14 protein-coding genes are annotated in these 26,614 nt (G+C 37.4%); 9 read left to right on the top strand and 5 right to left on the bottom strand.

The genetic code is table 11. The features are described from left to right. Positions 1–73 precede the first annotated feature (73 nt). Positions 74–1,693, top strand: coding sequence for a phosphoenolpyruvate carboxykinase (ATP) (pckA, locus tag DNK85_RS01825; protein ID WP_119327887.1), 1,620 nt, complete (start codon positions 74–76; stop codon positions 1,691–1,693). Between the two features lie 123 nt (positions 1,694–1,816). Here pckA and priA read toward each other — a convergent pair whose 3' ends face one another. After that, a complete protein-coding gene (gene priA, locus DNK85_RS01820; RefSeq protein WP_119327876.1) occupies positions 1,817–4,003 on the bottom strand; it encodes a replication restart helicase PriA in 2,187 nt (728 codons plus the stop codon). A gap of 325 nt (positions 4,004–4,328) precedes the next feature. Here priA and DNK85_RS01815 point away from each other — a divergent pair, with 325 nt between their 5' ends. From DNK85_RS01815 to DNK85_RS01800, 4 genes are all read left to right on the top strand, one after another. Next, positions 4,329–5,090: a metallophosphoesterase family protein gene (locus DNK85_RS01815; RefSeq protein ID WP_162896468.1), complete on the top strand. Its 762-nt coding sequence runs from the start codon at positions 4,329–4,331 to the stop codon at positions 5,088–5,090. A 50-nt stretch (positions 5,091–5,140) separates the two neighbouring features. Beyond that, a complete protein-coding gene (locus tag DNK85_RS01810) occupies positions 5,141–5,854 on the top strand; it encodes a 5'-methylthioadenosine/adenosylhomocysteine nucleosidase (RefSeq protein ID WP_235842345.1) in 714 nt (237 codons plus the stop codon). Between the two features lie 99 nt (positions 5,855–5,953). Beyond that, entirely contained in the window at positions 5,954–6,670 is a 717-nt protein-coding gene (gene rph, locus DNK85_RS01805) for a ribonuclease PH (protein ID WP_119327874.1), read from the top strand. 41 nt (positions 6,671–6,711) lie between these two features. Next, on the top strand, positions 6,712–7,575 hold the full coding sequence (locus DNK85_RS01800; RefSeq protein WP_119327873.1) for a LysR family transcriptional regulator: 864 nt from the start codon (positions 6,712–6,714) through the stop codon (positions 7,573–7,575). 173 nt (positions 7,576–7,748) lie between these two features. Here the strand turns inward: DNK85_RS01800 and DNK85_RS01795 are convergent, their stop codons facing one another. From DNK85_RS01795 to DNK85_RS01785, 3 genes are read right to left on the bottom strand one after another with little or no spacing between them, the layout of a single operon-like run. Then, the gene (locus tag DNK85_RS01795) at positions 7,749–9,920 is read right to left on the bottom strand and encodes an HlyD family efflux transporter periplasmic adaptor subunit (protein ID WP_162896467.1); all 2,172 of its coding nucleotides are present in this window, start codon (positions 9,918–9,920) and stop codon (positions 7,749–7,751) included. A gap of 15 nt (positions 9,921–9,935) precedes the next feature. Then, positions 9,936–11,276: an efflux RND transporter periplasmic adaptor subunit gene (locus tag DNK85_RS01790; protein WP_119327871.1), complete on the bottom strand. Its 1,341-nt coding sequence runs from the start codon at positions 11,274–11,276 to the stop codon at positions 9,936–9,938. 5 nt (positions 11,277–11,281) lie between these two features. Continuing rightward, positions 11,282–12,082, bottom strand: a complete 801-nt coding sequence (locus DNK85_RS01785) for an efflux RND transporter periplasmic adaptor subunit (protein WP_119327870.1) — start codon at positions 12,080–12,082, stop codon at positions 11,282–11,284. Positions 12,083–12,371: 289 nt separating this feature from the next. Here DNK85_RS01785 and DNK85_RS01780 point away from each other — a divergent pair, with 289 nt between their 5' ends. After that, on the top strand, positions 12,372–12,818 hold the full coding sequence (locus tag DNK85_RS01780; RefSeq protein ID WP_119327869.1) for a PACE efflux transporter: 447 nt from the start codon (positions 12,372–12,374) through the stop codon (positions 12,816–12,818). 5 nt (positions 12,819–12,823) lie between these two features. Here DNK85_RS01780 and DNK85_RS01775 read toward each other — a convergent pair whose 3' ends face one another. Then, positions 12,824–14,074, bottom strand: a complete 1,251-nt coding sequence (locus DNK85_RS01775; protein ID WP_119327868.1) for an HlyC/CorC family transporter — start codon at positions 14,072–14,074, stop codon at positions 12,824–12,826. Between the two features lie 214 nt (positions 14,075–14,288). Here DNK85_RS01775 and DNK85_RS01770 point away from each other — a divergent pair, with 214 nt between their 5' ends. From DNK85_RS01770 to DNK85_RS01760, 3 genes are all read left to right on the top strand, one after another. After that, the gene (locus DNK85_RS01770; RefSeq protein WP_119327867.1) at positions 14,289–18,740 is read left to right on the top strand and encodes an RCC1 domain-containing protein; all 4,452 of its coding nucleotides are present in this window, start codon (positions 14,289–14,291) and stop codon (positions 18,738–18,740) included. 143 nt (positions 18,741–18,883) lie between these two features. Then, positions 18,884–23,269 carry an RCC1 domain-containing protein gene (locus DNK85_RS01765; protein WP_119327866.1) on the top strand — a complete coding sequence of 1,462 codons (4,386 nt, stop codon included), beginning with the start codon at positions 18,884–18,886 and terminating at the stop codon, positions 23,267–23,269. A 180-nt stretch (positions 23,270–23,449) separates the two neighbouring features. After that, the gene (locus tag DNK85_RS01760; protein ID WP_119327865.1) at positions 23,450–26,380 is read left to right on the top strand and encodes a hypothetical protein; all 2,931 of its coding nucleotides are present in this window, start codon (positions 23,450–23,452) and stop codon (positions 26,378–26,380) included. Positions 26,381–26,614 lie beyond the last annotated feature (234 nt).

The following is a 26,614-nucleotide window of genomic DNA, read 5'->3' as shown; positions in this document are numbered from 1 at the left end:
GTCAGTGTGGGTTGTTCATTTTTATTTAGCATATTATTATATTTATGCACAAAACAATGGAGAATTTACAAAAATGCTACTTTTTCAGCTGAAAAAATGTGGAATTAATGAAACAAAAGAAATATTTCACAATATTTCTTTTGAAGGCTTGTATGATCACGAAACCTCAGCAATTGCTCAAGGGTATGAAAAGGGTATTGAAACAGCTACTGGTGCTGTGGCCGTAGATACTGGTAAGTATACTGGTCGCTCGCCAAAAGACAAATTTATTGTTGAAACTGCTGAAGCAAAGAAAAATGTCTGGTGGGCAAAAGATGGTTCGGATAATAAGCCACTATCTATTGAAAGCTGGCAGCATTTAAAAACATTGGCAACAACACAGCTAAATGATAAAAAGCTTTATGTCATGGATGGTTTTTGTGGTGCTAACCCTGAAACACGATTGTCTGTGCGCTTGGTCACAGAAGTTGCATGGATGGCTCATTTTTTTAAAAATATGTTTATTCGCCCAACGGCAGATGAGCTTAAAAACTTCACACCTGATTGGACGATTTTAAATGCATGTAAGACAAAATGTGAAGATTATCAAAAGTGGGGTCTAAATTCAGAGACGTTCGTTGCATTCAATATCTCTGAGCACATGACTTTAATTGGTGGGACATGGTACGGTGGTGAGATCAAAAAGGGTATTTTTTCAATGATGAATTACTTCTTGCCATTGCAGGAAATTGGTTCTTTTCATTGTTCTGCAAATGTTGGAAAAAAAGGTGATTCAGCATTATTCTTTGGCTTGTCAGGTACTGGTAAGACAACGCTGTCAGCGGATCCAAAACGTCAACTTATTGGTGATGATGAACATGGTTGGGATCATGATGGCATCTTCAATTTAGAAGGTGGCTGTTATGCTAAAACCATTAATCTATCTGAAGAAAATGAGCCAGATATTTATCATGCAATTCGCCGTGATGCGTTACTTGAAAACGTTGTGTTAAATGATGACAAAACCATTGATTTTTCATCTAATGCCAAAACTGAGAATACGCGTGTTTCTTATCCTATTTATCATATTGATAATATTGTTAAACCTGTATCTAAAGCAGGACACCCAACCAAGATTATTTTCTTAACTTGTGATGCTTATGGTGTATTGCCACCAGTGTCAAAGCTATCGATTGAGCAGGCAATGTATCAGTTCTTATCGGGTTATACGGCAAAAGTTGCGGGCACTGAGCTAGGTGTGAAAGAGCCAACGGCGGTATTTTCATCATGTTTTGGTCAGCCGTTTTTGTTACTTCATCCAACAAAATACGCTGAAATTCTAGGCAAGAAAATGCTAGAACATGGTGCAAGTGCTTATTTGGTTAATACAGGCTGGACTGGTGGTGGCTATGGCAAAGGTCATCGTATTTCGATCAAAGATACACGTGCAATTATTGATGCAGTACTTGATAGTTCGATTGATCAAGCTCAGTTACGCAAAGATGAGGTATTTGGTTTTGAGATTCCGCAAGTCTTACATGATGTTGATAGCAATATTTTAAACCCTCGTAATACATGGACGGATAAAGATGCTTATGATGCACAATATCAAAAGCTTGCTGAGATGTTTGTCAAAAACTTTAAGAAGTTTACAAATAATGACTTGGGTAAAAAGTATGAGCAATACGGCCCAAAGTGTGATGCCTTGGTTTAATAAATGGTAAAACAAGGCAAAATAAGAACATAATAAACGAGACCATTTATAGCCTATTTGGATTTTTATTAAGCTTGTATCTTAGCTGGGACTATGCATTAAATGACATCAATTTTCTAAAAGTTATTTTATATCCATTGGGTCAACGTCAATCGTGATCTTAACTTTCTTGCGCGCAAGATTGATGGCACTACTAACGGAATTTAGTAGTTGTTGCAATTGCTTGCGTGTATTAGCGGTTAACATCAACATAAAGCGATAATTTCCTGCTTGCTTAATATTAATTGCCGGTAATACATGTGAAATTTGACAGTGTAGTTTCTTGAGTTCATTGCATTTTAAAAGTGCAAGATTAAGTTGCTGTAAAGCATGTGTGCAAGTCTGTGTCTTACTGGCCTGGGCGTAAATATATGTTTGATAGGAGAAGGGTGGGTAGTGTAAAAGCTTACGTATTTCAAGGGTATGTGTTAAAAATTTCTCATAGTCTGCTTGTAAAATGAGTTGCAATAAAGGATTGTCTGGTTGATATGTTTGGATATAAACATCTCCCGGCTTATTGCCACGCCCTGTTCTACCAGCGACTTGGATAATTAATTGTGCCGTTTTCTCAACGGCATGAAAATCTTGACTGTAAAAACCAGCATCAGCATTGATAATGCCAGCAAGACTTACGTTTTGAAAGTCATGACCTTTGGCAATCATCTGTGTGCCAACAATAATATCAATATGCTGTGATTTGATGTCATTAATCATCCCTTCAAGAGTGCCTTTTTTTTGTGTGGAACTGCGATCTAAGCGCGCAATGTTAGCCTTTGGTAATAATATAGCAAGCTCGTCTTCTAATTTCTCGGTACCATGACCAATATCAGCTAAATTATGTGATTGGCAGTTGGGGCATTGCAGGATAATTTCACGTGCCTTACCGCAAAAATGGCATGCCAAATGCTGTGGCTTGGTGTGTAAGGTATAAGGTTTTTCACATTGATTACAATGGGCACACCAGCCGCAATCCTGACAGATTAAGCTATGAGCAAAACCGCGACGATTGATAAACAGTAGTACTTGTTGATTGTTAGCAATAGTTTGTTTGATTTTATCAATCAATATGGGGCTTAAGCCTGCTTGTGTTTTACTTTTTTGCAAGTTAATAATATGCACTTGATTATTGGTCTGATTCAGTGCGCGATTTTTTAAGGTTAATAAATGATACTTGTTATTTAGTGCATGGTAATAACTCTCTAAAGAGGGTGTACCACTGCCTAGGATAATTGGAATATTATACTTTTGTGCTTTAACAATCGCAATATCACGTGCGTGATAGGTGGGGATGTTTTGTTGCTTGTAGGAGGCGTCATGCTCTTCGTCAACAATAATCATGCCAAGATTTGGTGCGTCAAATAAAAGGCCAGAGCGTGTTGCGATAATAATATTAATTTCAGCATTTTGTACTTTAACAAACAGCTCAAAGCGTGCCTGATCAGTCAGTTGCGAATGGATAGCGGCAATGGGTTCATTAAAGTTTTGTTCAAAGCGTGTCAAAGTTTGTGGGGTGAGGTTGATTTCAGGGACTAAAATCAATGCTTGTTTGCCACTTTGAATAACAGGTTTAATTGCTTCAATATAAACTTCTGTTTTACCACTTCCTGTCACACCAAAAAGTAAAAAGGTTTTAAAGTGGTGAAGATGCTGACAAATTGTATTGACAACGCTTTGCTGTGCATCAGTGAGCGTACGAGATGTTATTGGTGTATCTGCTTGTTTTTTTTGTGGTAGTTTGTGCTCAGATTGGGTAATTACCTTTTTGTTTATGAGTGATCTAATAGTCGTCAATGTTATCTCATGGGTGATAAAAGTATCATGTGAAACACTGCCATGTTTACGTAATAAGGCTAATGCTTTATGCTGTTTATGTGCATTTTTAGCAAGCTTAAAGTCATTGCTATTAGTATTATTTAACGTATAAATAATGTGTTTGGCACATTCAGGCTGTTCTTTTTGCAAATAGTGTTTTGGTAACGATAATCGTAAACTTTGATATAAAGTGCATTGATAGTAGTTTGCTAGCCATTTAATCATATCAATCGCTTTTGTTGATAATAGCGCATGATGATCAAGTACTTTAATAATTGGTTTTAGTTTACTCTTAGCAAAACTCACTTTTGGATTAATCTCACTAATCACACCGATAACCTTGCGTGTGCCAAGCGGGACGATAACACGTGTGAAGGGAATTGCAGTTAGTGTTACAGGGTAAAGATAATCAAGTCCCTCAGCAAAGGGGCCATGCACTAGGACGCGAACAATTGTCATAAATCTTATTTTTTAATCATGCGATTCATCAGTATGTCATCTAAGCTTGATAGCAGTAGAACCTTATGTTGATTTTTGTTAAGCATATTGATTAATCTGTCCATATTCAAACGGCGTTGCCTGATTTTATACCCATCACAAACCATTTTACAGAATTTTTTGCTTTGCATTTTGAGTACTTTTGACAACTTGCAACTAAGCACTGCAAAATGATTTCCGATCGGTACATCAATGAAATTTTAACAAGACTAGCGATACATTTCTTTTTATATCGAAAGTTTAGCTATAATCAAACTGTGTCAAAAAATAAATAAAAGGATTGATGATGAAACGGATTATTCACTTAACTGATACGCATTTAGGCTATGAAAATTTATCCTCAGTTATGCGTGATTTGGTTACGCGTATTATCTTTACCAAAGAAAAGGCAGATGATTATATTATTGTGATCACCGGTGATATTGTTGAAGATGCAACAAACGACGGTGCTTATGATGAAGCATTAGCGCAAATCAATCGATTGAAACGCGCCGGATTTCATGTGCTTGTTATTCCCGGTAATCATGATTATGGTACAGGATCAATAGGCTGTAGTAGTTATGTTGCTGCATTCAAACAGGCTTTTTATGGCAGTATTGATGTACAGTATCCGATTAAAACAATTATTGATAACATTGCCTTTTTGGGGCTTGATTCGATGGCTGAAGAGCTTCATTGGTATGATCGATTATTTGCCGAAGGGCAGTTGGGTGTGGCGCAATTACAACGCTTAGATAATTACTTATGCCATGATGAGGATGTTAAAGATGCAGCGTATCGTGTGGTTTATTTGCATCACCATCCATTTTCGCCACGCCCATTTCACCACTTAAAAGATTCAGATGATTTAGGCCAAATACTAAAGGCACATAAGATTGATATGCTCTTGTTTGGGCATAATCATGATGGTTTAGTGTGGAGTGGTAAGTGGGGGATCGCTCGTGTTTATGATGGTGGGACATCGACCGGTAAACAAGGCAAGCCATCGCCGCATCGTGTGATAGACTTATCAAAGCATCCGGCATTTGATTATGATGCTAAGTTTTAGTTATTTATGGTCAATTAACGATGTTTTACGTATAGTATCTGCCATGAATCATGACCAAGACAAATCAAAAAACAACAATGAAAATTGCGATTATGGGGGCAATGCCCGAAGAAATTACGCCAATTCTTAGCAAGTTGGACTCCTATGAGACTAGAAAGTATGCCAACAATACCTATTATCTAGGACATTATCATGGGCATGAGTTAATTATCGCCTATAGCAAAATCGGCAAAGTGTTTTCAACCTTGACAGCAACGGTGATGATTGAGCATTTTGGTGCTAAAGCACTTCTATTTTCTGGTGTTGCCGGAGGGGGCGCGACAGCTGTGCAAGTAGGGGATATCGTGGTTGCAACACAGACAGTACAACATGATATTGACATCACAGCCTTTGGCCGCCAAAAGGGCGAAATTCCAGGCAGTAAAGTATTTATAGAAACTTGTCAGAATTTGACATCTAAGTTAAAAGAAGTTGCGAATTCGTATGGTATCACTTTAAAAGAAGGTGTTATTGCGACAGGGGACCAGTTTATTCATAGTAAAGAAGCTAAAGACATGATTGTGCAGCACTTTAATGCACAAGCGATTGAGATGGAAGGTGCCAGTGTTAATCTAGTATGCCATGAGCTAAATGTACCTTGTGTGATATTGCGGGCTATTTCAGATACGGCAGATGGTCAGGCAGTGGATGACTTTCCACAGTTTGTTGAAGAAGCAGCTAAGCAATCAGCCACGCTTATTTTATCGTTGGTCAAATTGTTATAAGTAAGAGTGATGAGCATACTTGGGACGTATTCAATACGCCCCTACGGTAGCTATGAAATAAATAAAAGAAGAGCAAAAAAGAATAAAAGGAAAAGAACAATGCGTCCAAGTCAACGACAAACAAATGAAATGAGAAAATTGACGGTGGTTCACCAATTTACCAAACATGCAGAAGGCTCAGTATTAGTTTCTTTTGGTGATACCAAAGTACTATGTAATGCATCGGTATTAAAAGAAGTGCCTAAGTTTTTAAAAGATGCTAATCAAGGTTGGTTAACTGCTGAATATGGCATGTTACCACGTTCAACCCACTCCAGAATCGATAGGGAAGCAGCAAGAGGTAAGCAATCAGGCAGAACACAAGAAATCCAGCGTTTAATTGGTCGTGCTTTGCGTGCTGCAGTAAACTTGACTGAGTTTCCAGGGATTACGATTAAAGTGGACTGTGATGTGTTACAAGCCGATGGTGGTACAAGAACTGCTGCAATTACAGGTGCGAGTCTTGCAATTGAAGATGCGGTGAAATATATGCAAGCAAATGGTTTAGTTAAAGAAGGCGCCAAGCCAATTCAAGCGCATGTTGCTGCTATTTCAGTAGGGGTTTATAAAGAAACACCAGTACTTGATTTAGATTATGATGAGGACTCAGATGCTGATACCGATATGAATATTGTGATGACACATGATGGTGGCATTATTGAGATTCAGGGAACGGCTGAGGGTAAACCTTTTTCAGAGGATGATTTTGCACAAATGCTTGCTTTGGGTAAAAAAGGGATTAATGAAATTTTCCAGCAAACCCGTAGCCTACCGTAGGGGCGTATTGTATACGCCTTAAAAATATTGGAGTAAAAACGATGATTCGCCTAAGCCCTTTACTACAAGCCTTTTTAAGTGTTGAGAAAAACAAAACAGTACATGCTGCCGCGGAGACTCTTTTTTTGACGCAAACTGCGGTAACGCAAAGAATAAAGCAGCTTGAAGAAAAGCTTGGCGCCTCCCTTTTTATCCGTTCACGCAAAGGCATGCAACTTACCGAAGAAGGGCAGGTGCTCCTTAGATATTGTCATGATATGCAAAACTTGGAAAACAGTTATTTGCATAGCTTAAATATGAGTGAAGGCGATAATATTATTGCTTTAAAACTCGTATCACCTTCAACTTTAATGAAAACGCGGATTGTGAAAGTAGTGACAGGCATCGCTAAGTTATATCCACAGTTAAGACTACATTTGCAGATTCAAGATATTGAGGCGCGACATGAGTTATTAAAGACAGGACAAGTTGATCTGGCCATTGTCAATAATAAACAAGTCTCAAAAGAAATGTGTGCTAAGGCATTGTCACCTGAACGTTATGTTTTTATTGTGCCTAAGTCATGGGAAAAACGGGCGATTAAAGATATTGTTCTTAATGAGAATATTATCGATTTTGACAGCAGTGATGATATTACGTTTGCCTATCTGGCAAAATATAACTTATTACCATTTGCACACAAAGATCGGCATTTTATCAACTCCCCGGATCAATTAGCGCAGTTAGTTGCTTTTGAGCTTGGCTACACGGTAGTTACTAAGCAGTTTTTTGAGCAGTATTGCGATCAGAACAAGGTAGCAATTTTGAAACCTAATTGGTTTTACGATCATGAAATTTCATTATGCTGGTATGATCGTGGCGTGTTACCCAGTTACTTTAAAGCATTAATTGATGCGATTAATTAGACCGTCCCCTGAGCTCGGTCGAAGGGGAAAGAGGGAAGGCAGCAATGGCTTCGACGAACGCTCAGCCAACGCACGTCCCCTGAGCTCGGTCGAAGGGGAAAGAGGGAAGGCAGCAAATGGCTTCGACTAACGCTCAGCCAACACATGCCCCCTGAGCTCAGCCAACATGTAGTTTAAAATCCAGATTCTTTCACCCAGAGGATAAGCACCTGTTGCCATAAACGTGCCGCGAGTGATTTTCGTTCAATATCAATAAACACCTTACCTCTGACAACATGGGGTAATTCATAAGGCAGAGGTGAATTAAGTGTTAATAAAATTAGAAAAACATTTTCCTGAGGTGTCAGTTTCCCTTCTTTATCTGGGTTAACAGCAATGCTTCCACCAAAATTTGAAGCATGATATGCGCTTAGCGGAGCTGCCTCATGAATATAGCTTAAGTTTGCTTTATTTTCATTCTGACTTTTGAAAATGCTTGATTGTGAGCTCACAATATACTTAATCTCAACAGCTATTTTTGTAAGATCAATATTTTCAGGAACAAAATAGCCCTTTTGATTAACTTTTAATTGATCCTGATCATCGGCTGTTGTATAGGCGCGTAGCTGCAAAGTTTTGTTATTAACAATGAGCATTAGTGCTTGTTTTGCTTTAAGCCAAGCATCAGGATGCAAATCCTCAGATAATGATTCGACAATGCCATCAAAAGGCGCGGTAAATTTTAACTTATCTTGTTGTTTTAACAATTGACTTAGTTGTGTTTTAGTGTGATTAATTTGTGTTTGTAACACGGATTGTTGGTCTAGTTTCGTTTGAAAGTGGACACTATTTCTTTGTTGCCAGATTAACTGCTTTAGTTTTTCCTTAGTTTGTGCAACTTGAAAATCAAGTTGATCAGACGCCAGTTGTGCTAAGAGTTGTCCTTTTTTAACACTATCCCCTTTTTTAACATTGACAGATACAACGCGTGCTGCAATCTCGGTATAAAGTGGCTTGGTTTGATAAGATAGGGTTGCTGGCAATGAGACCTGTGATTGCCATGGAATGAAAAATAAACCCACTAAAATAAGCATAATAATTAATAAGATTAAGGTATTTTTATTAAGTGATATGTTGCTTTTCATACTCCACCAGACTTTTAGTTCACGATAAATGGGGTGTAAAATGAAATAAACGATTTCAATGACAAATAGGATAATACCTAGCGCTTTAAAAAATAAGTAATAGACCATAATTGCAATTCCTAGAAAGAGCACAAAGCGATAGATCCAGGTCAATACTGCATAAGTGATCAAAACACGTTGACGCGCTTTAGAAAATTGCTCAGGTGCAGGCATGTTAAGTCCAAATAGCATCTCGCGTAATTTCCATTTAGTCAGTGCAAAGGCACGTGTTTGCAGATTGCGCATGCTTAGAATATCAGAAAGCACATGGTAACCATCAAAGCGCAGAAAAGGGCTGATATTAATAATATAGGTTGTCATTAAGCTATAAGTTGCTAGAAAAAAGCAGATACTTTTGAGCGCTCCTTCAGGCATTAATAGCCAGGCACACAAGGCAAAGATGGCAATATATGTTTCAGTAATCACACCTGCTAATGCAATGGTTACACGCTCTTTAGGCTCATTGATTTTCCAGCTTTCTCCGGTATCGGTATAAAGCATCGGAAACATCACCAAAAATGCTATACCCATGGTCGGGACATTCAACGCATATTTCTTGCACATCAAAGCATGACCTAATTCATGACAGCTTTTAGCAAGTATTAATGCAATACCATAAAGTAAGATGTATTGAATGGAGAACAGCGCAAAAAATGTGTGGGTAAATTGATCCCATTGTCTTAGAGTAAAAATAATAGCAATAATGCCTAACAGTATCATACTAAGTGCGAAACCTTTACCAAGTGCAAAACGCATATAAGGATAAATAGCATTTAAAAAACGATTTGGCTTGACCAGCGGAATACGAAAGAACAAATAGTTTTTGGCAAGCCATAAAAACCAATTGGTTTTTTTGGATGATTGCGCTTCATTAATGGTTTTCATAGTGCTGAAAGGTTGTTCAATCAGGCAGTTTTGTGATAAAAATTTTAGCATGTGTGTGATGTCATCTATGCTAACTTGTGCAAGTGAGTTTGCTTTAACCGTGTTGATTAACTCATCAGGAGAAATGCGCTGCCAAAAGCGCAATATCTCATGCTCGCGCCAGCCAAGATGAAAAAAGCGATTATTCAAAAGGTCTTGAACAACCCATGTTGGACTATTATTAAAGTCCATACCACCTTTTTGCAGTGCAACACCTTCACGTAAAGGAGGAAGAATCTCTGGTAATTCTGAGTTCATTGACATCTGCATAATTTACCACCCGAAAAATTGTCGTAAGGTTGTGATTGGTTTGCGGAACAAGTAATAAAATAAGCTGACATTATTGCCCATTAATTTGGCAGTTCCTTGGCTACCAATCTTAGGTATATCCTGATCTGAGTTAATGCGTGCAATTACTTGATAGGCTAAGATTTGTGATGGTGTAATAGTTGCTTCAAAGCTTGCATAATCTATGGTGCCATAAACGGGATTAAGTGGGTCAGCATTCAAGAACAACTTCACTTTATCACCTTTATTAAAGCTAATGGCATCAGCTACAGGCAGCCAAATTTCCATCTCAACCTGTCTAGGCGTTGCCACTTGCATCACATTTTCACCAGTCACAACAGGTTTACCAAACCATTGATTAGGGGTATCAATAATGGCAATACCATTAATGGGACTTTTTACATCTGATTCACTAATCAAATGTGCGGTATAGTTAACTTCGAGTTGTTTTTCTTGCATTAAAGCTTGTAAAACCTGAATTTCAGCACGTTTTTCAATATCTTGATAACTGCTTTGAATTGCTGTTTTGTATTTGGCAGTGGCTGTGGCAAGCTCTTTTTGCGCAAGCTCATTGGCATTGATAAGATCACGCTTATCCATATCAAATAAGACCTCACCTTGCGTGACATATTGCTCAGGTTTTACAAAAACAGTTTCAATTACACCTTCCATTGGTACGGTAATGATCATAGGATCTTTGGCGATAATTGTAGCAGGTGCTAATACACTTTGCGGCACACGAATAAACATCGCAAGAAATGCCGCTATAATGACCAGCCAAATAATGCGACGTTTACGACTTTTAAAATAATAAGCAAATTGGCCAAAGATGTTACGCGGTTTGCTTAAATGAAACCATGCTTGTTTGTACGAATGGACAATCCAATCAAATTGTTTAAACTCATTTTCCTCAGGTAGTGCGTTGTTTAATAACAGCACACCACCGATGATTTCTTTGCGGTTATTACGAAAGAAATAAAAGGTTGCATATTTTGATAAGGGCTCCAGCCAGATTTTATTGACGGCTTCAACAGATGTTTCGCTATCAATCGTTTGTAGCTCTGTACTTTGTGCATAATAAGTGATTAATTTATCAATAAATTGAATGGCTGATATCTGATAGGGGCTTGTTTTGTTTAAACGAGTAATGCCTGAAACACTCTTGATTTGAATATGTTTATTTTGCCAAGAGCTCCACACCAGAGCGCGTTGATAGTCAATCACTATTTTGCTTTGATGCGCTATAAAAAAAGCAAGCTCATTGAGTTTGTTAATTTCTCTTAATTCTTGTTGTAAAGAAAGAAGATTGGCTAATGTGTCTTTCATATTGCCTACTCCTTACTAACCGGTGTTTGTGTATCTAGATCAAAGTAGGCAATGCCACTCATGCCAGAGAAAAGCATTTGTGGTGTTAGCTCATTGCTTGTATCTGATGTTGTCAGCTTGCCATAAATTAAAATAGATTGGCTGGCTGGATCAATTTGTCCGACGATCTTTGTTACAGTTGCGTGAAACCGCGCTTTAGGTAGCTCATCTAAAAGTAAAGTAAAAGGTGTATGTATTTTGACATGTTGTAGCCAGGTTGAAGGGATGTACATCTTAATCTCAAGTTCACGATTATCAATGATATCAATTAATGGATCATCGGTTTTAACTGTTTCATTGTCTTGGGCTGATTGATGCACTACCTCGCCATGATAAGGAGCCAAAACCTGACACTGTTTTTGTTGAAATTTCATGATGTTAAGATCAGCCTTGGCAATTTCAAATTGACTTTTTGCCTTGGCAAGCTCAATTTTGCTCGCGGAGTTTAAGCGCATAAGCTCGGTCGTACTATCTAATTGTGCACTGGCTGCATCAAGCTCTGCTTGAGCACGCTTGCTTTTTAAATCAACCTCCTCACAATCAAACTGAACAAGCACATCACCTTGTTTGAATTGATCTCCCGGGCGAAAGTTAATTTTTTGAATAACACCCGTCATTGGGCTTGAAAGTGAAGCTTTTTGAATGGGAAATAAAGAGGCATATGTGCTACTTGATTTATTATATGTAGTGATTGCTGTGGGTGCATCGACTGCATATAGTACGCTCGTTATAAGCATGCTGGTATAGAAAATAATGGATTTGTACATGATGGTTCCCTGTAAATAGCATCTGTTTCTGTCTTTATTTTAGCGTAGTAATAAGTGGTTATGATAACAATGGATAATAACTTTTTCTTATGTGCGAATTTGACGATAACAATATGGCAAAGTACGTATTTAGTGCGTATTTTAAAATAACAGTAGTTTGATTAAACTAATGACTTATTGAATTAATACCCATCGTAAGTCTTTTGCGGTGTTGAGTTGCAAAGAAAGAAACTCTGTAAAATAGTTTGTGATGGGTATATATAGTAACAAAAAACAAAGAGAGTTTGTTATGCAACAAAATAATGGATTTAGTTTGACAACACGTATCATTCATATGATTGGCTTTGAGTTAATTGCAATCATTATTTTTGCCCCTGTAGCGGCATTGATATTAAATAAAAGCATTGTTGAGGTCGGAGCATTAGGGGTGTTTATCTCATTGATGGCGATGTTATGGAATTTCATTTATAACTGGATGTTTGATTACTATGAAGCAAAGATTGGTAAAGACCGCTTTAAGCGTAGTATGGTAATACGTGTCATGCACGCTTTGCTATTTGAGCTGGGGCTTTTGGTTGTAACCATTCCATTGGTTGCTTATTGGCTTAATATGACATTATGGCAGGCATTTATCGTTGATATTGGTTTTGTTGTATTTTTCTTGATTTATGCTTTTGTCTATAACTGGCTATTTGATTACATATATCTTCAGTTGTCTCGTAGAGCTATGGCTTAGACAATTTAATTGATCTGATGGATCTTAACCAGTTTAATCATATTATTTTCAACTTTTTTCACCTCAATGATAAAACCATTGATTTTAAGGCAACAGTTGCCAATGGGTATTTCGCGTAATTCATCGATAATAAACCCAGAGATGGTTTTAGCGCCTTGAGTTGGTAAATGTAAATGCAAATGACGATTGATCTCACGAATGGTTGTGTCTCCTGTAGTGCTATAAGTATTATCTTTACCAGTTTTAATATGTGTTTCAAGGTTGTAGGTATCAGCAAACTCACCAACAATTTCTTCAATAATATCCTCAACGGTAATAATTCCTTCAATCTCACCATATTCATTCACCACAGTGGCAAAACGCATTCCTTTTTGCTGGAAGTTAATCAATTGGCGCTTGATAGATAGGTGATCCGGAATATAGTAAGGATCTTTAAGTAATGTCAAAACTTCTTCATAGGTTGGTGTGTCATCTGTTGCAATAAATTTTAATGCCTCGCGTGTAAGAATAATGCCAGCAATGTTCTCAATATTTTCATAACAGGCGATCAAAATAGAATGTTTTGCGTTAACAATTTGGTTAATGATTTGTTCAATATCAAGACTTAAGTTAAGATACTCGATTTTGTGATGGGGAATCATCACATCAGAAACTTTGATTTGATCAAGCTCTAGAACACCCAAGAGCATATTTTTGTTTCTGGGGCCTAACTTGCTTTTAGAATCATGCACAACAGAGTGAATCTCATCACTACTTAGCGGCTCTGCGGTTTCTTTATGTTTTATTTTTAAGCCAACTAAGCGAAATAGGAGACTGGCAAAACCATTTAAAAGCCACACTAATGGGTAAAATAAAACCAGTAAAATAAGTAATAAAAAAGATGCTGGAAATGCAAGTTTTTGTGGAAAAAGAGCAGCCAACGTTTTCGGAATAATCTCTGCAAATAGCAGAATAATAATGGTTAGTCCAATTGTTGAGATAATCATGCCAATATGTCCAAAGTGCTGTTCGGCATAGCTGGTTAGAATTGCCGAAGCAATGATATTGGCAAAGGTATTACCTACAAGAATCATACCCAATAGGCGATCAGGGCGTTTGATAAGATTTAAACTGCGTTTCGCTGCTTTGTTTTTACGTTTTGCCATGTGGCGCAATTTGTATTTATTCAAGGACATCATTGCGGTCTCAGACCCTGAAAAAAAGGCAGAGCACAGAATTAAAATAGCCAAAAGAATAAGTGTAAAGCTAAGATCCATGTGTATTATTGGTTATGTGTTAAGTTTATCTCATACTTATCATAACAATCAGCAGTATGGCGCGCATTATTTTTATTGTTTTTATGCTTTATTTTTTGTTAGGCATTGTCTGCTGTTATCAGCAAGATAAATAACCTTATTTCATAATTTAATTTTACGATAGTGTTCTTTTTATTCATATTCTATTTGAAGTCTAAACAAAAGGAATAAATGAATGAGAACGTTAGCACGCAAACCACTATATTTATTGTCTGTTTTAGTATTGTCTGCTTGTGGCGGTGGAGGTGGTTCAGGCACTGAACCTAAACCTGTTCCATCTGGTATCACTGCAGTTTCTAAGATTACAACAGATACTTCAAATGCCTATAAAAGTGATGAAGAAGCTATATTGGAGGTGGCATTAAGTGCAGAATTGGTAAGAAAAATGCAGATTCAAGCAGCTAGTAGCAATAGCCAATTAAAAATATTATCAAGAGAGATTATTGCTGAATCACAAGATGGTACATATGTTAAGTTCACAGAAATTAAAACAAATGAATCCTGTTTGGACAAAAATATTTTATCTACTGGGGAAAGTTGTGTAGATCGCTGGAAAGTTAGCACTACAAAACAAGAGTATAACTATACGGGAAAAGTTGTTTATACCACAACAGCGGGCTCACCCGAATCAAAGCTTAATTTCATATTCAAAATGCCTGATGATCCTGAGTTTGAAAAAGATAAATTTAGCATCAGTCATATTGATCCAATCGGTTTAGGAGATGAATTTAGCCTTAGCATTAACAATGCGACAGCTAAGGCCATCAACAACCCTAAGGTTACCTTTCCATCGGTAATATCTCCTTTTATAACACAAAGTACTCAGATCGCTGAAATCAAAAGTGGTGAATCTGCCAAGTTAAGCTTTATCCTTGAGGATAGCACAGAAGCACAGTTAGCCCTTAAAAAATGGCAGGCGCAGTTAGATGAAGCTAACCCAGAGTCATATATCACTTATAGCAGTGCGCGTTTTAAGACTCAAGCTTATCAATTGCAGCCACAGATACATTTAAGTGATTTGACATCTTCGCTAGATAACATTGATAAGTTTACTGAAGTAAATGGAAAGTTAGAAGCTAATGTATCATTATTGAATGTTAGTAATGCAAACATTACCGGTATTCAATTAAGCGTGTCACCACAAACCGATGCTATAAGCTTGGATGTTGCAGCATGTGACTTACCTTTGCTGCCCAATAAGAGTTGTATGGCTAAAGTCGTTATTGATCCAAGTATTTCACATGAGATAGCAGGAAAAGAAAGCCTGATATTAACATTACAAACGGCAGATGTTTCAAATAGAGACAGCATAAATCTGACAGTGGCTGTTGATGGACGCTCTAAAATTGAATTGGCTCAAGACAGTACATTTCTTGCTAACCATGATAATCAAATATTCTTTGAGAACACGGGCTTTATGGATTGGGTCCCTTCAACAGATTCAGCTGATTATAAAGTGATTGATGGTAATGGTAATGATGTAAGCAGTCGTTTTGATATAAAGAGTGCTACACAGGGAAGCAATTGTTTGTCTGGTGAGCCGCTTAAGAAAGGAGACAGTTGTGCTGTACTGCTAAGAGCACAGACAGATGAATCTGGAAATGACTTATTTTTAAAGCTAGAGGGTAGTAATGCGGATCTTACATCTCACGCATTGCCTGGGTATAGTAGCAATGGTATCAGTGCGAATAATTCACTGAATTCTAAGTATGTGATTATCAACAAACCGTTGTCAGTATTTTATACGGTTGCACCTCCTGAGGAACAAATAGTTAAAGGCTTTACGATTAAAGATGCCTCTGGGGAGGTAATTCATGGAGTTGTGCAAGATACTGATTATCCGCAGAGTTGTATTATTGATCAGACAATAGCAAGTATTCACAATCCCTGCCAGTTAAAATTAGATATTCCCAAAGAAGCTATTGTACTATCACAATTTGCACCTACTGTAGTGATTGAGTGGAAGGATGGGACAAGCTCAGATGTTCATACCATTATAGGGGTTATTGATCCACAAGACCCTGATGCGGATATCAGTGGGTTATTTAGCTTTATGCAGTTAAGTGGTGATCTCACCTACATTGATGCTAATGAAAATGGCTTACAAATAAAGCTAAACAACACAACAGATACAGTAATATCGGGTTTTGAAGTTGAGATTTTACCTCAGTGGTTGAGAGATATTGTCGATATCAGTAGTTTATCCAAAATCACCATTCCATCAGGGCAAGAGATAGTCACCCACTTAGGCTTGCAAATAGACAAAACAGCAGATGACTTAGCGGCAGCATTAAAGGATCATTTAACGGCAGTGGTTGCCAATGCAAATGAAGATGAAACGGGTGGTCAGGTTATTCGTTTTAAAAGTAGTAATGCTGTAATGGCTTATCATCCTGCAATAGAAGTAGACCTTTTTCCTTATATTGATACACAAGAGGAAAATGCAAGACAAACATTAACTCAGCGACTTGTTTTTGACAAACCAGCATTGCAGTATATTGAGGTTGTTAACCCAACAGAATATCGTCACATATTAAGTTTTTCGGAAGCCTTACCTATGGGTATTAATCGTGTGACTGAAGGTGGTATAAGTGGTTTAGTGAATTGTAGTGGGTTGTTAGATCAGTTATTACCTAAAGCGCGTTGTGCAGTGATTTTTGAAGCGCAATCTGATGCTAATGTGAGTGAAGGTGATCATTTAGATATTATGCTAACACCAGAAGAAGGTGCCATCACCCAAACAACGACCTTACAAATTGATTTTCAAACGAATTATGTGTACAGCATTGGCTATCAACCAGAAAGTAGTGCAATCGAATTACCCATTTCAGGTAATAAAGTTTATAACTTAAAACTTGTCAATAATGAAGAAGCGATGCAGTGGTTACCTTCAAGTAACATGACAGATTATGTTTTACATCATCATCAAGGGATTGATGGTTTACATATAACAGGACCAACACAAGCACCAAGCTGTATGGATGGAGATACGGTGGCCAGTGGAGGCTATTGCTATATTGGTCTTGAAGTACGTCATGATGCAGGCATACAGAATGATTATCAATTAAGTTTACAGATGGGACAAAGCAATTTAGCAGTTGAGACATTAGCAGTAGGCGAGGTATCCATTGTTGATCATGGTAAGGCAAGTGTTCAGTTGCAGAAAAATGGTCAAAGTATTAGTAGTGTTCAAGCTGGAGAGTTGGTTGAGATCGGTATTATAGCGCCTGAAAATTGGTATACCTCTACTGAAAATGATCAGATATTTAGTATTAATGCAAGCAACCCTGCTATTAGTTTTCCCAATGGCAACACATGCAAGCTATCTGTTGCTAATCAAGATACTCAGTGCTTAGTTGCTATTGCGGTTGATCGTGAGCTAAGCTCAGGAGTATATAACATAAGTATTGATCCAGATGAAACAACGGATTTGCCAATTGGACAAGTGCAAATAAACATGAGTGTATTAGCTAAATCTGCTTATAATCAGATTATGTCAGGTTCTAAATCAGACACAGCATGTGCTAAAACACTGGATAATAAAATATATTGTTGGGGCTATAATGGCAGTAGTGGTAAGCTAGGTAATGATACAGATGTTTTGGCAAGCTTATTACCAACAGCATTAAAGAAAGGGCAGCTTCCCGCCGTTGAAGATATTAAAAAGTTATCACAAGGTTGGGTGCATGCCTGCGCATTAGCAACAAATGGTAAAGCTTATTGCTGGGGAAGTAACAGTAGTGGACAGTTAGGTAATGCAGATTACCCAGAAAATGCTAAAGTACCTGTTGAAGTGAGTAATGGAGATATTCCAGCTAGTGCTCAGTTAAAAAATATTGCCGCTGGCGAGCGTGTTTCTTGTGCAGTAGATGACCAAAATAATATTTATTGTTGGGGGCGTAACTATTATAAACTCATTAAGAACTCATCTCAGGAGAGCTTTTTATTGCCAACGAAAATTTCTAAAGGACAAATACCATCTGCTGCAGAAATCACAGATATTGAACTTGGGTTTGCGCATGCGTGTGTCTTAACAAATGAGAAGAAAGCTTATTGTTGGGGATCTGGAGAGAATGGGCAATTAGGTAATGGAGGAGCCAGTGATTCTCCAGCTTACCCTCGAGCAGTCAGTCAATCGGGTATTGGCTTCAACATGATTGCCACAGGTGCTTTACATACCTGTGCGTTATCGGACAACAAGCAAGATATTTATTGTTGGGGTCGAAAATCAACGCTGGGCTCATTTCCAAACGAACAGCAAGAGAAACCTACGCAAGTTAATCAAACGATTATACCGTCAGGTACTCTATTGAATAAAATAACAGCGGGGCATTATCATGCATGTGCATTAGCAGATGATGGACAAGCCTATTGTTGGGGGATGAACGCTAAAGGACAACTTGGTGTGGGCCATGATAATACTGAATATCGTGCTGTTGTTGTCAAAAAAGGTAAAATACCAAGTGATGTTGCGTTGATTGATATTACAGCTGGAGATCATTATACATGTGGTATTGGTAGCGATAACCAATCTTATTGCTGGGGAGATAACAACTATGGACAGCTTGGAGATGGGACTAAAGTAGATCGATATACGCCAGTGCTAACCAAACCTGCAGTTGATTAAGAATATTATTTACACCTTTTAATTTCCGTAAATGTATATCCATTATATAAAAATCCTAAATAAGCTTATTTCATAATCTAATTTTACGAAAGATCATTTTCCATTCATATTCTATTTGAAATTCAAATAAAAAAGGATCAAGTATGAAAAATATAGCCCGCAAACCACTATACTTATTGTCTGTTTTATTACTGTCTGCTTGTGGCGGTGGAGGTGGTTCAGGCACTGAACCTGTTAATCCTCCTTCACTTAAGGCTTCAGCAAAGGTGGTTACTGATAGCACAAAGGCATACATGAGTGATAAGGAAGCAATTTTAGGTCTTTTGGTAGAAGTAACACCATCTAACCAATTAAGCTTACAAGCTGTAAGTAATAATTCAAAAGTGCAAATTTTATCAAAAGAATTAGTAGCAACAACACCAGCAGATACGGGTGTTAAGTTTAGACAAAAGGACACACCCTCTTCATGTAAAGTCAATATGTTACTTTCCTCTGGTGAGCATTGTACGGATCAGTGGGAAGTAGTGACAACAAAAGAGCGTGATGCCTATGAGGGCAAACTTATTTATACGACTAGCGTGGGGGTAATTGAATCGATAGTGAAGCTTTCTTTTAAACCATCAAATGATCCAGAGTTTCAAAAAAGCAAGTTTTCTATTACCCAGATCTCACCTATTGCAATTGGGGAGGTGATTAATATTACCCTAAACAATGCAACAGCAAATGCTATTAATAACCCAAACCTGATTTTTCCAGAGGTGATTAAACCCTATATATCTAAGATATCAGAGGATATTTTTGAGATTAAAGGTGCGGAGTCTGTTGTATTACAGTACAAGTTAGAAGATAGTGCTCAAGCGCAGCAAGCATTAAAGTTATGGCAAAAAAGCTTACATAAGAATGAATCTCAAGCACAGATTACTTATGATAGTGCACGTTCCACAACACAAGCTTACCCATTAACGCCAACTATTTATTTGAGTAATGTTGTGGCGAATACTGATACTATCAGTCAGTTTAAAGAAATTGATGGTCAATTCAAAGCAACTGTATCGTTGTTAAATACAAGCACAGATGCGATTACAGATATTCATGCTAAGCTAGCGCCATTTGCTGATGCCATTGAGGTTGATATGTCAAAATGCTCATTGCCATTAGCAAAAAATAATAGTTGCGTTGCTGAAATTTCTATCGATCCAAGCATAGCTAAAGATTTGCAAGGACTTCAGAATTTTGAAATCGAATTTAGCACACCTAATGACAGTAATCGTGAATCCTATAAAGTTAATTTTGCAGTTGACACTAGCGTTAATGTTTCAGCAAGTGACCAAAACACTTTGATTGCAAACTATGATAATCAAATTGCTTTTAAAAATAATGGTTTTATGCATTGGTATCCTTCAAAAAATCTAGGTGATTATAAGATTTATGATGCACAGGGTAATGATCTTACCTCTGAATTTGCAATTGAAGAGGGTTTAGTTGGGGCTAATTGTTTAACGGGAAATGCAGTAGCACAAAATGCAAACTGCTATATAACCATCAAACCATTATCAGATTTGTCAGATAAGTTGTTAAGTCTTCAAATAGAAAATTCAAATAATCAATTTAGTCTGCTGTTACCAAGTTATAGCAAAAGTGGTGCTAGTGCTAATGCGTTATTAAATCCAAGTGCAGTAGTTCAAGGTAAAGCACTTTCTTTATATTTTACAGTGGGTCTACCTGAGTCAGTGACAAAAACATTTAACAAAGCAGAGCTTCTTGGTGCTTCGGCATTTACAGTAGATGAGAGTTATCCTAATAGTTGCACGGCGGGGAAACCCGTTAGTTCTAATCAAATATGTCAATTAAAAGTTGATATTCCAGCGGATGCAGTTACTGCTGAGTTTAAACCACAGTTGGTGATACATTGGCAAGATGAGACCCAAATGGAGGTGCCAGTTCAAGTAGAGGTCATTGACCCAGACTCTCCTGATGCCGATACAAGTGCGCTGTTTAATTTTCATGAGCTAAAGAAAGCACTTAATTATATCGATATTAATGAGAAGGGTTTAGTGATCAAACTTAATAATCCAACAAATAAAGTTATCTCAGGTATGCGTGTTGAAATATTACCTCAGTGGCTTAGAGAGATTATTGATATGAGCAATCTTTCTAAAATAACAACATTATCAGCCAATCAAGAAGCAAATGTTGAGCTAGCGCTCCAGGTAGGTAAAACGGCTGATGATTTAGCCTCAGCATTAAAAGCTAACATGACATCGGTTATCAGCAATGCAAATTCAGATGAGACCGGGGGACAGGTTATTCGCTTCACCAGTAATAATGCGTTGGCAGAGTATCGACCGCTGATGCAATTGGATACTTTTCCTTATATTGCGTCATTAGCGATTGAAAGTGCGCAAAAATTAAGTGATACAATGATTTTTGGTAAACCGGGGCAGCAATATATTGAGCTGATTAATCCGACGGACTATCGTTACACCATCGCTTTTTCAGAAGCGCTTCCTCATGCTATCACCCGTGTGACAGCTGGAGGTGCTAATGGTTTAGCAAATTGCAGTGAGTTTCCCATACTTCAGACAAAAGAGCGCTGTGCCTTAATCCTTGAGGCAAAAGCAGATGCAAATGTGAATACAGGTGATCATCTAGATATCATCATGACACCACAAGAAGGAAGTATTTCACAATCAACAACACTGGCAGTTGATTTCCAAGTTAACTATGTTTATAGCATCGCTTATGAGCCAGAAGCAGTTGCTCTTGAGTTACCTATTTCTGGCAAGAAACACTATGATTTAAAGCTTGTCAATAATGAAGAAAGCATACAATGGCTGCCATCGACAAGTATGATAGATTATGTAGTAACGCATGATGATGGGGTTACAGGCTTAATGATAAACGCACCAGCAAAAGTACCAAGCTGTTTTGATGGTGCTGCTGTTGCCAGTGGTAGTTATTGCTATATTGGGCTTGAAGTAAGTGATCATACACCGATAAAAAGTGATTATCAATTAAGCTTAAAAATGGGACAAAGTAATTTAGCAGTAGATACATTAGATGTTGGTGAGGTAAGTATTGTTGATCATGGTGTTGCTAGTGTTCAATTACAACAATATGGTCACAGTGTTAAGCAGGTGATATCAGGAGAAAGTGTAGATATAGTTATTACACCACCTCAAGATTGGCATGGTAGCTCTACTACTGATCAGGTATATTCAATCAGTAGTAATAACAGTCATATTAGCTTTCCTAATGGTAATCAATGTGTTTTATCTGTGTCGCAGGAAAGCCCTCAATGCTCTGTAATAGCAGAGATTTCAGAAGATATTTCAAGTGGGGAATATCTATTTGATGTCACATCAGAGTCAACAACAAGCTTACCTTTAAATCAATATATATTGAATTTAGCCGTCTCATCAGTGAAATATAGTGCATTATCAGCTGGTTATCGGCATACTTGTGCTTTAGATCTTGACAATCAAGCATATTGTTGGGGGTATAATGCTTCTGGGGAGTTGGGTAATGGGACGTATAAAAACTCGATGTATCCTACCAAAATTAGTCAAGGTGAATTACCTAAAGATTATGCGCTAATGTCCATCTCTTTAGGCAATGTACATACTTGTGCTTTAGACTCTGAAAATCAGGCATATTGTTGGGGAGAAAATGGAAACGGGCAACTTGGCAATGGTAACAATACATCAAGTCATTCACCAGTTAAGGTCTTAACAGGTGATATTCCTCAAGGTGTGGTATTAACTAGTATTGCCTTAGGAAATAATTTTAGCTGTGCCATAGCAAGTAACCAAAAAGCCTATTGCTGGGGGGGTGGTTTTAGAAATACACCGATGGAATTACCACAAGGGCAATTGCCACAATCAGCAGCAATTACTTCAATTGGCCTAGGTCAAGATTTCGGTTGTCTATTAGATCATACAGGTCAAGCTTATTGTTGGGGGATAAATGATTACTATAAGCTTGGCAACAAGGTATCTGGAGGGAGCACTTCTCCAGTGGCAGTCAACCAGCAAGGGCTAGTATTTAAGTCAATCCACACGGGTAATGATCATGCTTGTGGAGTAACCGAAGATAATAAAGCTTATTGCTGGGGGCATAATAAATATGGTCAACTGGGCAATAATATGGTGAATGAATACGGTGAGTATAAACCTAGTTTAGTTGCTCAAGGTGCCTTACCTGATGGTGTGACGATTAAAGCTATGTCATTAGGTTTCACGCACAGCTGTATTTTAGGAAGTGATCAAAAGGCGTATTGCTGGGGAGGACATGCGGGTGTAGGTAGTGGTTTTGCTACTTGGGAACAAACAACACCTATTGCCGTTAAGTCAGGCAGTATTCCAAACAATGTATCGTTAGTTTCTATTGCGACAGGTGCTGCTTATAGCTGTGCTCTTGGCAATGATTATAAAAGTTACTGTTGGGGGGGCAATCATGCTGGTCAACTAGGAGATGGTACTTTCAATCTCAGTTATGTGCCAGTGAAAAGTAGCCTGCCTTTAATTTAAGGAAAGGAAGTGTTCCTACGAGAAAGCATAAACTATCTACAACATGATTTTAAGTCGACATAAATAATTCAAATAGTCATATCAGGAAATCTAATTTTACGTAGGCACTAATTTAGTTCATATTTTGATCTTATTAAGTTTTAACCCCGTTTGTTCATTAAAAGAGAATTAGGAGAGATTATGAAATTTAATCTAAAACATACATCATTATTATTTTCATTAGCACTTATTGGCTGTGGTGGAGGTGGTGCTTCAGGAGGTGATACGCCCACGCCAACACCGGTAAAAGCGCAATTAAAAGCCCAAGAAGCTATCAAAGCACCAGAAGTGATTCAATCCGGTAAAACAACCGTTTTATCGTATACAGTAACAAATCCTGTTGTCGATCAAGTAAAAATTGGAGCCATAGGTCGAGTAAGTAATAATAGTACGGTAGAGATCAAAGGCTTTGATACGCCGGTAACAGATGGTGTTGAGCTGACTTATGATTTAAGCTTGCCACAAAATACATGCTTTGATGAAAATGGACAAGGCAAAATGTTACCAGCAGGTGATCAGTGTAATATTGCTTTTTTAGCTAAACTTAATGGACAAGTTGCCCAAGAAACCAATAAGCGTTTAACTTTGGCTGTAAGAACTTCAGAGAATGCAGAAGACTTAGAAATTAACAAATCATTAAAGTTTGTCCCCGAAAATGATGCACGGTTAATTGATTTGTCTTCTTCGGTTAGTATGGGAAAATATCTTGCTCCAGGTATTGAAGTAAAAATTCAGGTTACAAATAATGCAGCAATAGCTATTAATGCACTTAAAGTTATGATACCACAGTGGTTAGAGGGTATTGCTGAGCCAACATCCACCAATATTATTGATGAGCTACCTCCTCAGAGCGTTTTTACAGTAAGCTTTAAACTACCAATGAATGAAGAAGTAGTTAAAACACTTGAAGCGCACAAGGATAGTATGATACCGATTACCTTAGAAGCGGCTAATGCAAATGGGCAATATATTGCAGATGCGCATGTTATTTCATCACCTGTCACGGCTAAGGGAATTATGTTTGATTCTCCAAAAATAGAAGCCATTGTTTTTACTAATCAACTGCAAGAGTCAGTAACACTTGGTGATCATGCTAAACTTGAGAATGTTGCTAATAATACAATGACAATAGTTACCAATGGTGATGATTGCTTGACAAAAGGTGTTTTAAAAGCTGGTGAATCGTGTCAAGTTAATATAGAGGCTGCTATCGATGCACATCCAGTAGATTATACAAAAGAAATGCAATTACAATTGCCTTATGAAACGAATACTGGCGTAACGCTTACAGCTCATGCTGATATTAAGTTAAAAGCCAATCATATATCGATGCAAAACAATGTTCATCTTAAACCAGGAGCAGTAGCAAACATTGCGTTTAAAAATGAGGGTGCGTTTAATGCTTTTTTACCAGATATAGCCAATTTTTCTATTACAAGAGATGGTCAAATTGCAACAGGGGTAGAGATTAATCAATCATCAACATGTTTAAATGCAGAACTTAAACCAAAAGAGTCATGTCAGCTTATTATTCATGCGGATAATGCAGTTCCTGCAAAAGGCCATTTATTAACTGTATTGAAGGCAAATAATATGGCGGATAATGTGGCAGAGAGCTTTTACATTGACTCTTCATATCAGAGTGTTCTTCTTGAAGAAAGTATCGGTTCAATTAAGTCAAACATGAGTGCGATTAAGTTGACTAATAATGGTGATACCAATGTTAGAAACATCAGCTTAGATCGAACTTATTTTCCGGAAAGTGTTACCATATATGATGGTAAAAATGGTAGCTCAGACTATGGTGTCCAGTGGTGTAATGAAATGCTTTGCCCTGATTATTGTCAAATAAGTTCAGACAAATTTGATTTATTACAACAGGAAAGCTGTTATATATATTTCCACAATCCGAGCAATACCACAACTTCTGGAGCAGAGCTTACTATAACCGCACTTAATAAAGATTATGTTGTCTCGGTGTTGAAAAAAACAGATCTATTTATGGGGACATCAGAAACTGAAACTAGCAATTCATCATTATACCGTTTAACAACAAATGAAAGTTCTGAGGTAATGTTAGAGGACATTAAAGCATACTTGCATACAAACGGGAAAATAGAATCATATTACTGGATTGATAATGATGATAACCATACGACATTAGCTGTTGTAGTAGATGATGGTGGAGTCAAGAGGCTTGAAATATTAAAAAATATCGCAATGCAATGGGTTAATTTACATTTTCCAAGCGAAAGCTATAGCTATCTAGGTATCAGGGCAAGTTACGATAATCATGGAAACATTTATGTATTATTAGCAAATAATCAGGGTGAAAATTTGATTAGTGTTATTGGTACCCCTGAAGGTTTTGGCTATGTTTGGCAAAAACTTGGACAAACAACAGGTACACCATTTGAACATAATGATCTCAAAATAGTCATGGATATGTATAACAATAGTTATATGGTTGATATAGAGAAGAAAAGCTTAAATAAAATTGATTTGACAACAAACAAAGATAGTACTTTGTACCGCAGTGAGACGGAAATAATTTCAATGCTATACTTTGCTGAGAGCGACCATATTGCTGTCATTGATAAATCATCAAAAGAGGGTCAATTTAAGATAAGTCTTTTTAATCATAAAAGTCAGACAAACACGCCTGTTATAAGCTATTTATTGCCTAAAAAACTTGACTTGATATATGCTGTTAAAGTCATTCCTGAAACCATGAAATTTTATATATATGGGCTTACAGACTATGAAGGAGTTAATATTGATGAATATACAATAGCATATGACAACGGCCACTTTGGTGATATGAGTTATCAAAGATTATCAAAGGTGCCAGAAGGTTTCCATGCTAAACGTTCTATGCTCCTTGTGGATCATATCCCTTATTTAATTGATCATGTTATTTCTGAGCAAGATGACTATGTATTATATATGCAAAAATATGTAGATGGTCAGTGGGTAAATAGTCGATACGCATCAAGCCAGTTCCAATATGGGCATATAGCAGAACAATTAGGATATCAATATCACTATGATTTAAAACTCTGTACACGATGATTTTTTCATTTGAGTAGCTCCTGTAATGGTCGATTTAAAATCTTAAGGCAGAGCTTAAAATCTCTTATGCTAAAAGCTGCTCTTTGATAAGCATTAGCAATCATATCCAAGCCATACCGGAAATAGCTAGACTGTAACCGACCATGTTTTTTACGTTTGATTGGCTTTACCTTGCCTCTTTTTTTTCCCCCACCTTATGTGCCCAGACTACCCCCACGGGTAACAACGCCCTTC

This window comes from Cysteiniphilum halobium, assembly GCF_003574425.1.
GTDB classification, from domain to species: Bacteria; Pseudomonadota; Gammaproteobacteria; order Francisellales; family Francisellaceae; genus Caedibacter; species Caedibacter halobius.
The sequence above is the reverse complement of the archived record's forward strand: the minus strand, read 5'-3'. Positions and strand labels throughout refer to the sequence as shown.